The 13676-nt window shown below is 50.1% G+C and carries 14 protein-coding genes; 13 read left to right on the top strand and 1 reads right to left on the bottom strand.

Annotation, left to right across the window (positions count from 1 at the left end; all coding sequences use genetic code 11):
* The first annotated feature begins 147 nt into the window (after positions 1 to 147).
* From tig to rpsI, 12 genes are all read left to right on the top strand, one after another.
* On the top strand, positions 148 to 1488 hold the full coding sequence (gene tig, locus ACTQ3A_RS12480; protein ID WP_441495035.1) for a trigger factor: 1341 nt from the start codon (positions 148 to 150) through the stop codon (positions 1486 to 1488).
* Positions 1489 to 1491: 3 nt separating this feature from the next.
* On the top strand, positions 1492 to 2073 hold the full coding sequence (clpP, locus tag ACTQ3A_RS12475; protein WP_441485835.1) for an ATP-dependent Clp endopeptidase proteolytic subunit ClpP: 582 nt from the start codon (positions 1492 to 1494) through the stop codon (positions 2071 to 2073).
* A gap of 96 nt (positions 2074 to 2169) precedes the next feature.
* Positions 2170 to 3471, top strand: coding sequence for an ATP-dependent Clp protease ATP-binding subunit ClpX (clpX, locus tag ACTQ3A_RS12470; RefSeq protein WP_441485834.1), 1302 nt, complete (start codon positions 2170 to 2172; stop codon positions 3469 to 3471).
* 48 nt (positions 3472 to 3519) lie between these two features.
* Positions 3520 to 5838: an endopeptidase La gene (gene lon, locus ACTQ3A_RS12465; RefSeq protein WP_441495036.1), complete on the top strand. Its 2319-nt coding sequence runs from the start codon at positions 3520 to 3522 to the stop codon at positions 5836 to 5838.
* A gap of 26 nt (positions 5839 to 5864) precedes the next feature.
* Positions 5865 to 6461 carry a ribosome biogenesis GTP-binding protein YihA/YsxC gene (gene yihA / locus ACTQ3A_RS12460; RefSeq protein ID WP_441485832.1) on the top strand — a complete coding sequence of 199 codons (597 nt, stop codon included), beginning with the start codon at positions 5865 to 5867 and terminating at the stop codon, positions 6459 to 6461.
* Positions 6458 to 7366, top strand: a complete 909-nt coding sequence (locus ACTQ3A_RS12455; protein WP_441495037.1) for an energy-coupling factor transporter ATPase — start codon at positions 6458 to 6460, stop codon at positions 7364 to 7366. Before yihA ends, ACTQ3A_RS12455 begins: the two co-directional genes overlap by 4 nt.
* Entirely contained in the window at positions 7351 to 8202 is an 852-nt protein-coding gene (locus ACTQ3A_RS12450; protein WP_441101385.1) for an energy-coupling factor transporter ATPase, read from the top strand. Before ACTQ3A_RS12455 ends, ACTQ3A_RS12450 begins: the two co-directional genes overlap by 16 nt.
* Positions 8203 to 9006 carry an energy-coupling factor transporter transmembrane component T family protein gene (locus ACTQ3A_RS12445; RefSeq protein WP_441101386.1) on the top strand — a complete coding sequence of 268 codons (804 nt, stop codon included), beginning with the start codon at positions 8203 to 8205 and terminating at the stop codon, positions 9004 to 9006.
* A 98-nt stretch (positions 9007 to 9104) separates the two neighbouring features.
* A complete protein-coding gene (gene truA, locus ACTQ3A_RS12440; RefSeq protein WP_441495038.1) occupies positions 9105 to 9887 on the top strand; it encodes a tRNA pseudouridine(38-40) synthase TruA in 783 nt (260 codons plus the stop codon).
* Positions 9887 to 10735 (top strand): mechanosensitive ion channel family protein, encoded by an 849-nt coding sequence (locus tag ACTQ3A_RS12435; RefSeq protein ID WP_441495039.1) that lies wholly within the window; start codon positions 9887 to 9889, stop codon positions 10733 to 10735. Before truA ends, ACTQ3A_RS12435 begins: the two co-directional genes overlap by 1 nt.
* 289 nt (positions 10736 to 11024) lie before the next feature.
* A complete protein-coding gene (rplM, locus tag ACTQ3A_RS12430) occupies positions 11025 to 11453 on the top strand; it encodes a 50S ribosomal protein L13 (protein ID WP_441495040.1) in 429 nt (142 codons plus the stop codon).
* 19 nt (positions 11454 to 11472) lie between these two features.
* Positions 11473 to 11865 (top strand): 30S ribosomal protein S9, encoded by a 393-nt coding sequence (gene rpsI / locus ACTQ3A_RS12425; protein ID WP_441101390.1) that lies wholly within the window; start codon positions 11473 to 11475, stop codon positions 11863 to 11865.
* Positions 11866 to 12100: 235 nt separating this feature from the next.
* Here the strand turns inward: rpsI and ACTQ3A_RS12420 are convergent, their stop codons facing one another.
* The gene (locus tag ACTQ3A_RS12420) at positions 12101 to 12235 is read right to left on the bottom strand and encodes a hypothetical protein (protein WP_441495041.1); all 135 of its coding nucleotides are present in this window, start codon (positions 12233 to 12235) and stop codon (positions 12101 to 12103) included.
* Positions 12236 to 12560: 325 nt separating this feature from the next.
* Here ACTQ3A_RS12420 and ACTQ3A_RS12415 point away from each other — a divergent pair, with 325 nt between their 5' ends.
* Positions 12561 to 13604: an InlB B-repeat-containing protein gene (locus tag ACTQ3A_RS12415; protein WP_441495042.1), complete on the top strand. Its 1044-nt coding sequence runs from the start codon at positions 12561 to 12563 to the stop codon at positions 13602 to 13604.
* Positions 13605 to 13676: the final 72 nt, after the last annotated feature.

The following is a 13676-nucleotide window of genomic DNA, read 5'->3' as shown; positions in this document are numbered from 1 at the left end:
TATACTCACTAAATGGCTGCGTAGCCATGGAAATGCGCTATTATTCAGCCTTTTTGGCATACCGGAAGGTTTGCCGTCGGGGCTGATGCTTTAATAAGCTATGAATGCCGAGAGAATTTTTATTCATATAAGGAGGATTTGACAAGAATGAGCGTCAAAGTAGAAAACCTGGAGAAGAGCATGGCAAAGCTCACCGTCGAAGTATCCGCTGAGGAATTCGAGAAAGCAATGCAGAATGCATATCAGAAACAGAAAAAGAATATCAGCATTCCCGGATTCCGCAAGGGAAAAGTTCCGAGACAGATGATCGAAAAGATGTATGGCCCGGGAGTTTTCTATGAAGACGCGGCAAACTCAATTCTTCCTTCCGCATACGCTGACGCTGCGAAGGAGAGTGGCCTTGATATCGTATCACAGCCGAAGATCGACGTTACGCAGATCGAGAAGGGCAAGGATTTCATCTTCACCGCAGAGGTAGCGGTAAAGCCTGATGTTGTTCTCGGCGAGTACAAGGGTGTCGAGGTTCCGAAGACTGATACTTCCGTAACAGATGAGGAAGTGGAGAAGGAACTCGAGGCGGATCAGAAGAAGAATGCCCGTGAGGTTACTCTTGAGGATGATCAGGAAGCGGCAAAGGACGATGTCCTTACCCTGGATTACGCGGGAACCGTTGACGGCGTTGCTTTTGATGGCGGCACAGCAAAGGATCAGACGCTGAAGCTTGGCTCCAATACCTTTATTCCGGGATTTGAGGATCAGCTCATTGGTGTAAAGACCGGAGAGACCAGAGTAGTAAAGGTTACCTTCCCGGAGGATTACCACGCAGAAGAGCTGAAGGGCAAGGAAGCAGAGTTCACCTGCACGGTCAAGAAGATCGTACGCACTGAGATGGATGAGCTGAATGATGAATATGCCCAGGATCACTCCGAGTTTGATACTCTGGATGAGTACAAGGCAGATCTCAAAAAGCAGATCACAGAGCGCAAGGAAAAAGAAGCAAAGCAGGCCAGAAAGGACAATGGAGTATCTAAGGCGGCTTCCAATGCCACCATCGAGATCCCGGAGGCAATGCTTGACACCCGTGCCGATGAGATGGTTCAGAATTTTGCGAGAAGACTGCAGGCACAGGGAATGTCTCTGGAGCAGTACATGAAGTATACCGGCGCGGATGTAAACCAGATGCGCGCGCAGGTAAAGCCTCAGGCAGAGATTCAGATCAGAAATGAGCTGGTTCTTGAGAAGATCGCGGAGACCGAGAAGATCGAAGTGACCGATGAGGATGTGAATAAGGAAATTGAGAATATGGCGAAAGCCTACAACATGAAGGTTGAGGATATCTCCAAGCTCATCGATGACGAGCAGAAGGAGAGCATTCGCAAAGAACTCGCCGTTCAGAAGGCTGCAGATCTGATTGCTGACAATGCCGTTGAGGTAGAGAAGAAGGAAGAGGAAGCAGCACCGGCTGAGGAGAAGAAAGAAGAGGAATAATACATGCCGTTAGTTCCATATGTTATTGAGCAGACGGGAAGAGGAGAGAGAAGTTACGACATCTATTCCAGACTGCTGAAGGACAGAATCATTTTTCTTGGGGAAGAGGTTTCCGATGTTTCTGCAAACCTGATTGTTGCGCAGATGCTGTTCCTGGAATCCGAAGATCCGGGAAAGGACATCCATCTGTATATCAACAGCCCGGGTGGCTCCGTAACCGCCGGAATGGCGATTTACGACACCATGCAGTATATTAAATGCGATGTATCGACGATTTGTCTCGGAATGGCCGCTAGCATGGGAGCATTTCTGCTCGCCGGCGGTACAAAGGGCAAGAGACTTGCTCTTCCAAATGCAGAGATCATGATCCATCAGCCGTCAGGCGGTGCTCAGGGCAAGGCAACGGATATTGAGATCGTAGCCGAGCAGATTCTGAAGATAAAGAAACGTATGAATGAGATTCTGTCCCAGAATACGGGACAGCCGCTGGAAAAGGTTCAGCATGACACAGAGCTGGACAACTATATGACAGCCGAGGAAGCAAAGGCATACGGTCTGATTGATAACGTAATTACAAATCGGTAAGTGCATGTGAGGGTGTTCAGAAATGGGTTGATTTTGATCCGATTTCGGGATGCCCTTCATGTGTATATTGGGAAATAAAAGAAAGAGGTAGAAGATTTGGCAAATAAAGGAAATGAACCGAAGATCAGATGCTCCTTCTGCGGAAAGACAGAGGATCAGGTCCGCAAGCTGATTGCCGGTCCGGGCGGGGCATATATCTGTGATGAATGCATCGGTATCTGCTCGGAAATCATCGATGAGCAGTTCCACACTCCTTCGCCGGCAGGCAGCGAGATTAATCTGATGAAGCCGGTGGAGATCAAGGAGTTTCTGGATGATTATGTAATCGGGCAGGACGAGGCCAAAAAGGTACTGTCTGTTGCTGTGTACAACCATTATAAGAGAATCCTTTCGCAGCAGGAAAGCGATGTGGAGCTTCAGAAAAGCAATATCCTGATGCTGGGACCCACAGGTTCCGGCAAGACCCTTCTGGCACAGACACTCGCCAGAATGCTGAATGTTCCCTTTGCAATTGCTGACGCAACCACGCTGACAGAAGCCGGGTATGTGGGTGAGGATGTCGAGAATATTCTCCTGAAGCTCATTCAGGCCGCGGATTACGATATTGAGCGGGCGGAGCACGGTATCATCTACATCGATGAGATCGACAAGATCACCAGAAAGTCCGAGAATCCTTCTATTACAAGGGATGTTTCAGGTGAGGGTGTACAGCAGGCGCTTCTGAAAATCGTCGAGGGAACTGTTGCAAATGTCCCGCCGCAGGGCGGAAGAAAGCATCCGCACCAGGAGTTTCTGCAGATCGATACGACAAATATCCTTTTCATCTGTGGAGGAGCCTTCGAGGGACTGGAGAAGATCATCGAGGCCAGAAAGGACACAAAGAGCCTGGGATTCGGTGCGGATCTCGGAGTCCGGCAGAAGGAAGATATGGGCGCGATCCTGCACGAGGTGATGCCGGAGGATCTGGTGAAGTTCGGACTGATTCCGGAGCTTGTCGGACGTGTACCCGTTGTGGTGACGCTGAATGGATTGGACGAGGATGCCCTGGTTCACATTCTGAAGGAGCCGAAGAACTCTCTGGTAAAGCAGTATGTCAAGCTGCTTGAGCTGGATGGAGTGGATCTGACCTTTGACGACGACGCGCTTACTGCGATGGCACAGGAGGCTATGCGCCGCAAGACCGGCGCGCGCGGTCTTCGCGCGATCATGGAAAAGACAATGATGGATGTCATGTACGAGACACCGTCGGACAATACCATCCGGTCCTGTGAGATCACCAGGGATGCCGTAGAGGGAAAAGGCAGCCCGATCATCGTTCACGGAGAGCCAAAGCCCGTTCCGAGAAGACAGATGAAAGCAAAAAATGCACGTTCTTCCAAGCGCATGCGGCCGGCCTGATGCGCTGCAGACGCGCAGTACCATTATGGAAAGGAATCACACGCGCAGATGAATGATACAGAATATGTGCTCCCGACCGTTGCTCTGAGGGGCGTAACCGTCCTTCCGGGCATGGTAGTGCATTTTGATGTAAATCGTGAAAAAAGCATACATGCCATTGAAGAAGCGATGGCCGAGGATAACCGGCTTTTTCTGGTGACGCAGAGAAAGCTTGAGGTGGCGGAACCGACGCTTGATGATCTTTACCGGATCGGGACGGTTTCCGAGATTAGAAAGATTGCGCGGCTTCCGCGTGACATGATACAAGTCACCGTGGAGGGCATTGACCGGGCGGAGCTGCTCGATTTTGAGTCTACCGAAAAGTTTCTCCGCTCGAGGATATCCGTATGTGCGGACGACAGCACACCGGCAATTGATGATGACCGCCGGGAGGCGATGATCCGGAATCTGAAAGAACTTGTCAGCATCTATTCCGCGGGAGGAAGAAACCTTTCGAGGGAGCTGCTGATCAGAATCCTGGATATTGATCAGCTTGAAAAGCTGGTGGATCAGATCAGCATCAATCTGCCGGTTCCGTCGGAGAAGCAGCAGCGGCTGCTCAACGCTATCGGGCTGCAGGAACGCTATGATGTACTCTGTGAAACACTTGCCCGTGAGGCATCGGTTGAAAGGATCCGGTATGAGCTGCAGGAAAAGGTAAAGCAGAGACTCGATAAGAACCAGAGAGAATATGTCCTCCGGGAACAGCTGAAAGAAATCCGGGAAGAACTCGGAGATGACAATACCCAGACAGAGATTGCAAAATTCAAGCGTCAGTGCGAGGAGCTGAAGGCACCGAAGGAGGTGAAGGATACTCTCCGCAATGAAATCCGCCGCTTTGAAAATACAGCCGGCAATCCTTCGGAAGGAGGAGTGATTCGGGGATACATCGAGACGCTGCTCGGCCTTCCGTGGAACAAAATGTCCCGGGACAACCGTGACCTGAAGAAGGCAAGACAGATTCTGGAGCAGGATCATTACGGCCTAGAGAAAGTCAAAGAGCGGATACTGGAATATCTGGCTGTCCGGCTTGTCACAAAAAAGGCGGACGCTCCGATCCTTTGTCTGGTCGGACCTCCCGGAACCGGAAAGACATCCATCGCGAAGTCTATTGCAAAGGCGCTGAATAAGGTTTTTGTGCGGATCAGTCTGGGAGGAGTCAGAGATGAGGCGGAGATCCGCGGACATAGAAGAACCTACATCGGAGCAATGCCGGGAAGAATCGCGGAGGGACTCCACCATGCCGGCGTGAAAAATCCCCTGATGCTTCTGGATGAGATTGACAAGACAAGCAGCGATTACAAGGGGGATATCGCTTCCGCTCTTCTGGAAGTGCTTGATCCGGAGGAGAACAGCCATTTTTCCGACCATTATGTGGAGGTGCCCATTGATCTCTCGCAGGTTCTTTTCATTGCAACGGCGAACGATGTCCAGACGATTCCGAGGCCGCTTCTCGACCGCATGGAGCTTATCGAGATCAACAGCTATACGGAAAATGAGAAAAAGCATATCGCACGCGAGCATCTCATACCGAAGCAGATTGAAGCCAATGGCCTGAAGAAGGGCCAGCTTGTGATTGAGGATGAGGCGCTGGATGAAATCATATCCAGGTACACAAAGGAGGCGGGAGTGCGTTCCCTGGAACGACAGATCGGTCATATCTGCCGCAAGACGGCACTCCGGATCCAGGAAGATGATGTAAAATCCGTCACGGTTACGAAAGAGAACCTTGAGGATTTTCTTGGAAGGGGTAAGTTCACCGTGAATATGGCGAATCCCAAACCGGAGATCGGAATCGTCCGCGGTCTTGCGTGGACGAGTGTCGGCGGAGATACGCTCGAGATCGAGGTAAATGTGATGCCCGGGAAAGGGGAATTCCTTCTCACGGGGCAGCTCGGGGATGTCATGAAGGAATCTGCACGGACGGGGATCAGCTATATCCGGTCAGTCTCGTCAAAATATCAGATTCCGGATGATTTTTTTACGGGAAATGATATCCATATCCACATACCGGAGGGAGCTGTGCCGAAGGACGGACCGTCCGCCGGGATTACGATGGCGACCGCTATGCTTTCGGCAATTACAAAGAGACCGGTCCGCGCAGATCTGGCGATGACCGGAGAAATCACGCTTCGTGGAAGGGTGCTGCCGATCGGGGGACTGAAGGAAAAGCTTCTTGCGGCCAAAAAGGCCGGCATCCGTACAGTGCTTGTGCCGGCGGAGAATAAGCCGGATGTAATGGAAATGGATGCGGAGATCACGGAAGGCCTGGAGATTATCTATGTCAGCCGGATGGAAGAGGTTCTGGGGCATGCGCTGATCGCGTAATCCGGCAGATATGGAAGGGAGAAGATATGGTCATAAAGAACGCCGAGCTTGAAACAGTGTGCGGTGTCACAAGTAAGTTCCCCGTGAATACACAGCCGGAAATCGCATTCGCGGGGAAGTCAAACGTCGGAAAATCATCTCTGATCAATGGACTGCTGAACCGGAAGGCACTGGCGAGAACCAGCTCTCAGCCGGGAAAGACACAGACCATCAATTACTATCACGTCAACAACAGCTTCTACTTCGTGGATCTCCCGGGATATGGCTATACAACCGCGTCTGTCAATGTCAGACAGTCCTGGGGGAGGATGATCGAGAGATATCTGAAAATGTCCGATCAGCTGAAGGCCGTGTTCCTGCTCATTGATATCCGCCATGATCCGTCGGCAAACGACAAGCAGATGTTTGAGTGGATTTTGTCCCGCGGATACGAGCCCGTAATCATCGCGACCAAGCTGGACAAGCTCAAAAGAAGCCAGGTTCAGAAGCAGATCAAGGCGGTTCGCGATGGACTCGGAATGCGGGAAGATGAAAAACTGTTTGCTTTTTCTGCCGTCACAAAGCAGGGAAGAGAGGAAATTCTTGATTACATCGGGGAATTGACAGGAGTTTCGGAATCATGAGCATCATTAAAGCGGATAATCTGAATTACGACTATCTTGAATATGGAGAGGACGGGGAAAAACCGGAGATCACCCACGCGGTCAAGGATGTGAATCTGAAGATCAGAGAGGGACAGTTCATCGCGATTCTCGGCCATAACGGCAGTGGAAAATCTACGCTGGCGAAGCATATGAACGCGCTGCTTATCCCTACAGGAGGGACGATGTGGGTGGATCAGATGGATACCCACGCTGATGATGAGGTGTGGGACATCCGGCAGAGAGCCGGCATGGTTTTCCAGAACCCGGACAATCAGATCGTTTCCTCTGTCGTGGAGGAGGACGTGGGATTCGGCCCGGAAAACCTGGGCGTTCCGACGGATGAGATCTGGAAACGGGTGGACGATTCGCTTCGAAAAACAGGGATGATAGCTTACCGGAGTCATTCGCCGAATAAGCTCTCCGGAGGCCAGAAGCAGAGAGTGGCGATTGCGGGCGTTATGGCGATGAAGCCGAAATGCATTATTATGGACGAACCGACGGCAATGCTGGATCCGAATGGCCGCCATGAGGTCATTCAGGCCGTGCGTGATCTGAACAGGAGTGAAGGAGTCACCGTGATTCTGATCACACATTACATGGAAGAGGTTATCTATGCGGATAATGTATTTGTCATGGACGAGGGAAGGCTTGTAATGCAGGGAACACCCCGGGAGATTTTTTCACGGGTGGATGAGCTTCACAAGCTGCGCCTGGATGTCCCGCACGTCACACAGCTCGCGCATGCGCTTCGCCTGAGAGGGCTCGATATCCCCGAAGGCATTTTGAGCATCGATGAATTCGTTGATGCCATCATGAAAATCCGTGATGGAGAGACAGCTTCCGACGGGAAAGGGCAGGGGGAAAGAACATGTCAATCAGATTAGATCATGTGACTTATACATACAGCCCGGGGACCGCGTATGAGATGCATGCGCTCAAGGACGTTTCGCTCGAGCTCCCGGACGGACATTTTATCGGGATCATCGGACATACCGGAAGCGGAAAATCGACACTGATTCAGCATCTGAACGGGCTGATGCGTCCGACCTCCGGCCATGTTTATTTTAACAACGAAGACATCTGGGGCGAGAAGTATGACCGCAGAAATCTCAGGTTTCATGTCGGACTTGTCTTCCAGTATCCGGAGTATCAGCTGTTTGAGACGGATGTCATTACCGACGTGTGCTTCGGCCCTAAAAATCAGGGCCTTTCCGAAGAGGAACGGATGAAGCGCGCAGAGGAAGCACTGCATCAGGTCGGTGTGGATGAATCTCTCTTCCGGAAATCGCCCTTCGAACTTTCCGGCGGACAGAAGAGAAGAGTGGCAATCGCGGGAGTGCTTGCCATGAACCCGGACGTTCTGGTTCTCGATGAGCCGACCGCAGGTCTGGATCCTATGGGACGTGATGAGATCCTCAATACGGTCGCAGGACTGCAGAAGAAGAGGGGGATCACCGTCGTTCTGGTTTCACACAGCATGGAAGATGTCGCGGAATATGTCGATCAGCTGATTGTCATGAACCACGGGGAGAAGGCATTTGACGCGCCGCCCAGAGAGGTCTTTTCTCATTACAAAGAGCTGGAAAAAATGGGACTTGCTGCGCCGCAGATGACTTATATCATGCATGCGCTTAAAGAAAAGGGACTCGATGTTGATGTTCACGCCACAACAATCGAGGAAGCGGAAGAAAGCATCCTTCATGCGCTTGGGAGAAAATAAATGCTTAAAGATATTACCATAGGCCAGTATTACCCGGCGGACTCGCTGATTCATAAACTGGACCCGAGAGTAAAGTTTGTCGGAACACTTATCTATATCATATCTCTGTTTGTTTTTCACACATGGGGCTACGTTCTCGGAACAGTCTTCCTGTTTGCAGTGATCCATCTGTCAAAGGTACCCTTCAGCTTCATGGTCAGGGGACTGAAGGCGATCTGGGTTCTGCTGATCTTTACGATGGTGCTGAATCTCTTTCTCACGCAGGGGACGGTCATCTGGCAGTTCGGTATCCTCCATATTACAAGGGAGGGTATCAGCACAGCCGCAAAGATGGGCATCCGTCTTGTGTATCTGATTATCGGCTGCTCCATCATGACGCTTACGACAACGCCGAACAAGCTGACCGACGCGATGGAATCGCTGTTTCGTCCGCTGCGGAAGGTGCATGTGCCGGTGCATGAGATTGCGATGATGATGTCGATTGCGCTTCGTTTTATCCCGATTCTGATGGAAGAAACCGACAAAATTAAAAAAGCACAGATGGCGCGCGGGGCGGATTTCGAGAGTGGAAATGTCATCCAGAGGGTAAAGGCGATGGTTCCGATTCTGGTTCCGCTGTTTGTATCTGCTTTCCGCAGAGCAAATGATCTGGCACTTGCGATGGAAGCCAGATGTTATCACGGAGGGGACGGGCGGACCCAGATGCGTCCGCTAGTTTACCAGTCCCGGGATTATGCGGCATATGCGGTTCTTTTCGCATATCTCGCGGCGGCAATTGTGCTGCGGGCAGTGCTGCACTGGTGACAGGAGGCTGGATTGGAGATCGCGCTGAAAACGGTCGGCCGCAGGCCGGGATTAGGATCCAGAGATCGTAAGCGGGAACGGAGATATTGGTAGAAAACATGAAACGTGTGATGCTGACCGTCGCATATGACGGAACCAATTACTGCGGGTGGCAGGTGCAGCCGAACGGGATTGCCGTACAGCAGGTGTTAAACGCGGCTCTCTCGGAGATAACAGGGGAACAGATACATACCATCGGCGCGAGCCGCACCGATGCGGGGGTGCATGCCAGGGGAAATGTAGCGGTCTTTGATACGTCTGCCCGGATGCCGGGGAATAAGTATTCCTACGCGCTGAATACGAGACTGCCGGATGACATCAAAATCCAGGGTTCCCGGGAAGTATCGCCGGAATTTCACCCCCGCTTCACATCCACAGTAAAGACCTACGAATACAAGATTCTGAATCGCCGTTTTCCGGATCCGACGAGACGGAACGACACCTGCTTCCTATATGTTTCGCTGGATGCGGAGCGCATGGACAGAGCTGCCCGGTATCTCATAGGGGAGCACGACTTCCGGAGCTTCCAGGCGTCTGGCGAGACCAATCCGGACCGGAGCACGGTCCGCACGATTTATTCTGCCAGGGTCATCCGCGAGGATGATCTGATTCGGTTCCAGATCTGCGGAAACGGCTTTCTGTACAATATGGTCCGGATTCTGGCGGGAACTCTCGTTGAGATCGGTAAAGGAAGGACTGAGCCGGAGGAACTTAAGGGAATTCTTGAAAGCAGGGACCGTAGTGCAGCAGGACCGACGGCGCCCGCAAGAGGCCTGACGCTTATGGAAATTAAATATCCGGAGTGGGAGCCGGATTTCTGTTGCCGGAGGGACAACAAATAATGTTTGACTGGGAACTTTTGCTCAGAACAGCAATTATTCTGGGTATCACCTTTGCTATTGTATATTTTGTCCGCCGTTTTTTCCGCGGGCTGAATAAGCGGACGCAGAAACAAAGCCTGTATAATAAATTTTTTCAGAGCATTCTTACCGCAGGCATTACCATTGTTGGTGTGTATTCCGCACTGGGTTCTTTTGAAATAGCCAAGGAAATCAGTACGACGGTGCTGCAGAGCAGCGCACTGCTGATCGCGGTAGCGACCTTTGCGGCACAGCAGACGCTGGGTAATGTAATTTCCGGATTTTCTCTTTCATCCTCCAAGCCCTGTGATATCGGACAAAAGATTCAGATCAAGAGTGCAGGGACGGTAATCGCAGAGGGAATTGTCCGTGATATGACCGTGAGGCATGTCGTGATCGAGCAGGCTGACGGACAGATGTGTATCATTCCGAACAGCTTGGTGGACGGCGCCGTCATCGTCAATATGAGCAACCCGGATACGGTCGCAACCTTTGTGGAAGTAGAAGTTGATTACGCGACGGATATCGAGAAGGCAAGAGCTGTTATCATGGAAATCCTGAAAACAGAGCCGCTGGTTGTGGAGGCAGAAAAAACCTCTGTGCTTGTCAGTTCGCTTACGGCAAACGGCATGCTGCTGAAGTTTGCCGTGTACACCAAGGATATTATGGAGAGTTATCTTGCGTGCAGCAATGTGAGGCAGAGGATCGTAAGTGAATTTGAAAAAGCGGAGATTGTGATTCCGTATAATACGGTCACCATAGACACCACACCCACCACAAACCCTGCCATAAACGCTGCTACAAACCCTGCCACAGATCCGCAGAATTAATATAAGAGACAGGCAGAATTAATATAAGAAAGTACTTGACAGAAGTTTTTCAGTATTATAAACTAGTTCAGTGTGACGCGGGACGAGTTTGCCTGCCGTGTCTCCCAAACACGTCATGTGACATTTTGAAACGCGACATACAGAGCATCCATTATGATCGAAAGCCTAAGGTCGGATGTTCCGGTGCATGACCATACGGACAGTGGATATTGCATCAAGCTATCATTTAAATAACGAATCTTACAGCCGCGCTGTGCGCTGTAGTTCATTCATGCAGGAGGTTGTTACCATGAAAACATATATGGCTAATCCGGATAAGTTAGAGAAGAAATGGTATGTCGTTGATGCTTCCGGAATGGTTCTCGGACGTCTTGCTTCTGAGGTCGCTTCTGTTCTCAGAGGAAAGAACAAGCCGGAGTTCACTCCGAACGTAGACACCGGAGATTATGTAGTCGTTATTAATGCAGAAAAGATCAAAGTAACCGGCAAAAAGCTGGAGCAGAAGATCTACTACAGACATTCTGATTATGTTGGAAGTCTGAAGGAGACAACTCTGAAGGAGATGCTTGCAAAGCATCCGGAGAGAGTTATTGAGTTCGCTGTTAAGGGAATGCTCCCGAAGGGACCTCTCGGAAGAGAAATGATGACAAAGCTTCACGTATACGCAGGTGCTGAGCATCCTCATGCAGCTCAGAAACCGGAAGTGCTCACATTCTAACTAAGGGAGGTAAAGACAAATGGCTAACGAAAAGTATTATGGAACCGGAAGAAGAAAAAAATCTATTGCCAGAGTTTACCTTGTACCGGGTACCGGCAAGATTACTGTAAATAAAAGAGATATCGATGATTATTTCGGACTTGAGACTCTGAAGACAATCGTTCGTCAGCCGCTCGTTGCTACGGACAACACAGACAAGTTCGATGTACTGGTTAATGTACATGGCGGTGGTTTTACCGGTCAGGCCGGCGCGATCCGTCATGGTATCTCTCGTGCGCTGCTTCAGGTTGACGCCGAGAACAAGCCGACGCTGAAGGCGGAGGGTTATCTTACTCGTGATCCTCGTATGAAAGAGCGTAAGAAGTACGGTCTCAAGAAGGCTCGTCGCGCTCCGCAGTTTAGTAAGAGATAATGCGCGTAGCAATGAGCCATGCGCTCACAAAAAAGACATTCCGGACGGATGCTTGCATCCGTTCCGGGATGTCTTTTTTGTGAGCATACGGCGAACGCCGCGACATGGCCGGGACAAGCGAAGCGGTTCCGGCCATGTCGGCATGGCTCATTGCAGCGAAGCCGAGGTGCGTTGCTCGTAGCAAAGCGGGCGAGAGATGAGCGAAGGTGCGCAGCACCGCAGCGAATCGCATCGCTCACTTTCTCGCTGCCTCTATCTCTGCATTTATGTCTTCAAGTGACATGTCTGGAATCCCATTTTCTTCGGCAATCCGGCTTGCCCGTTTCATTGCCTCAACCCCTTTATTTGTCTGTTCCTGATCAATTGTCATACTAAAGGGAATTCCCTTTGCACTGATCAATCCGGATATACACATTCTAAGATAAGAAGGCATATCCAGTCCCAATTGTTGAAGAGTAATCAAATGAATTTATAAAAAGATGGAAACACCTCTTGAAATATTTATATGAGCGGACACAGCACGATTTCTGGAAAAGCAATCAGAAGAGTGGCTGATGCATAGAGGACGAAGAGTTGATCATTATACTGTCGTGAGAGGCAGGATCTGTAAATATTATTTGTTTACAACCATTAAAGCAGTGCTTATAATAATATTCAGTACTTTATGTACAGATTATTGCAATGGGGTGAATGTTATGAAAAAGAAAGTTTTATCCATTCTTATGATAATAATAGTGACAGTCTCGCTTGGCGTCACGTCGTTGCCAGTGCATGCGGATGATTCTGCAAATTCAGAAAGTACCTCCCAAACAAATTTAGGAAGGGATACAGAATCTGTAGAAGAACAATCTGACACTTCTGATAGATCGGAGAATGACCAGGTCGATAAGGACGCATCCGACAATGGAGATTCCACTGAACTGGATACAACTGAGCCGGCTGCAGCTGCACAGGAAGCTTCTTTGTCTGAGTCGGTTGATCAGCCGGAAACACCTGCTTCACAGTCAACGCAGCCGGAAACCTCGCAGGATAATAAAATTTTAAATCCGATAATACGCAGGATAATCCGCCCCTCCGACACAAAGACAGCAGTATATCGTTTCTACAATGGTGATCAGCTCGTTTCAGAGCAGACTGTCAAGGCTGGAGATACACTTCTTGAGCCGGAAGCACCGGTTAAAGTGGACGAAACATTTACAGGCTGGTATGCAAAGGATTCGGATGAGAAGTTCGATGGCTTTGGCACAGTGGGAGATATCACTGAAGACGGCCAAAGCTATGATTACTATGCCCGTTTCTCAGCAAATACTGTTTATGTGTATTACTATGACCAGTATGACAATCTGATTGATACGGTGACGGCACAGCAGGATACGGATATAAAGATCTCCGAAAATATGCCGATGATTCAGGTTGAACCGTTGACTCAGCACCATGAAGGATGGCATCTTGAGGGCAGCACAGAAGACGTTTCCGGAGAATATCGGGTCGGCACAGAATCGGTCAAATTGTACCCGATCCTTAAGGAAGGGTATTGGGTGAATTATGACAGCAATGGCGGATCGTCCATTGCCAGCCAGTTCATCGACAGGAATGCATCGCCTGATCAGAAGAAAGCCAGTCAGCCTTCTGTCATTCCTGCCAAAGAGGGTTACACCTTTGAGGGATGGTATTCCGACAAGGAGTTAACGAATAAATATCTAAAACTTCCCACACTCAAAAGGTGTGTTGAACCTTGAAAACTCAATAATGTAGGCAATTAAAAAGGCATAGACGCTGTGCCTTTGGTATAATTGAGTTGACTAGAAACA

The organism is Bilifractor sp. LCP21S3_F8, assembly GCF_052117805.1.
In the GTDB taxonomy this organism is placed as follows: Bacteria; Bacillota; Clostridia; order Lachnospirales; family Lachnospiraceae; genus Bilifractor.
Note: the sequence above shows the minus strand (reverse complement) of the source record. Positions and strands in the feature narration are given on the sequence as shown.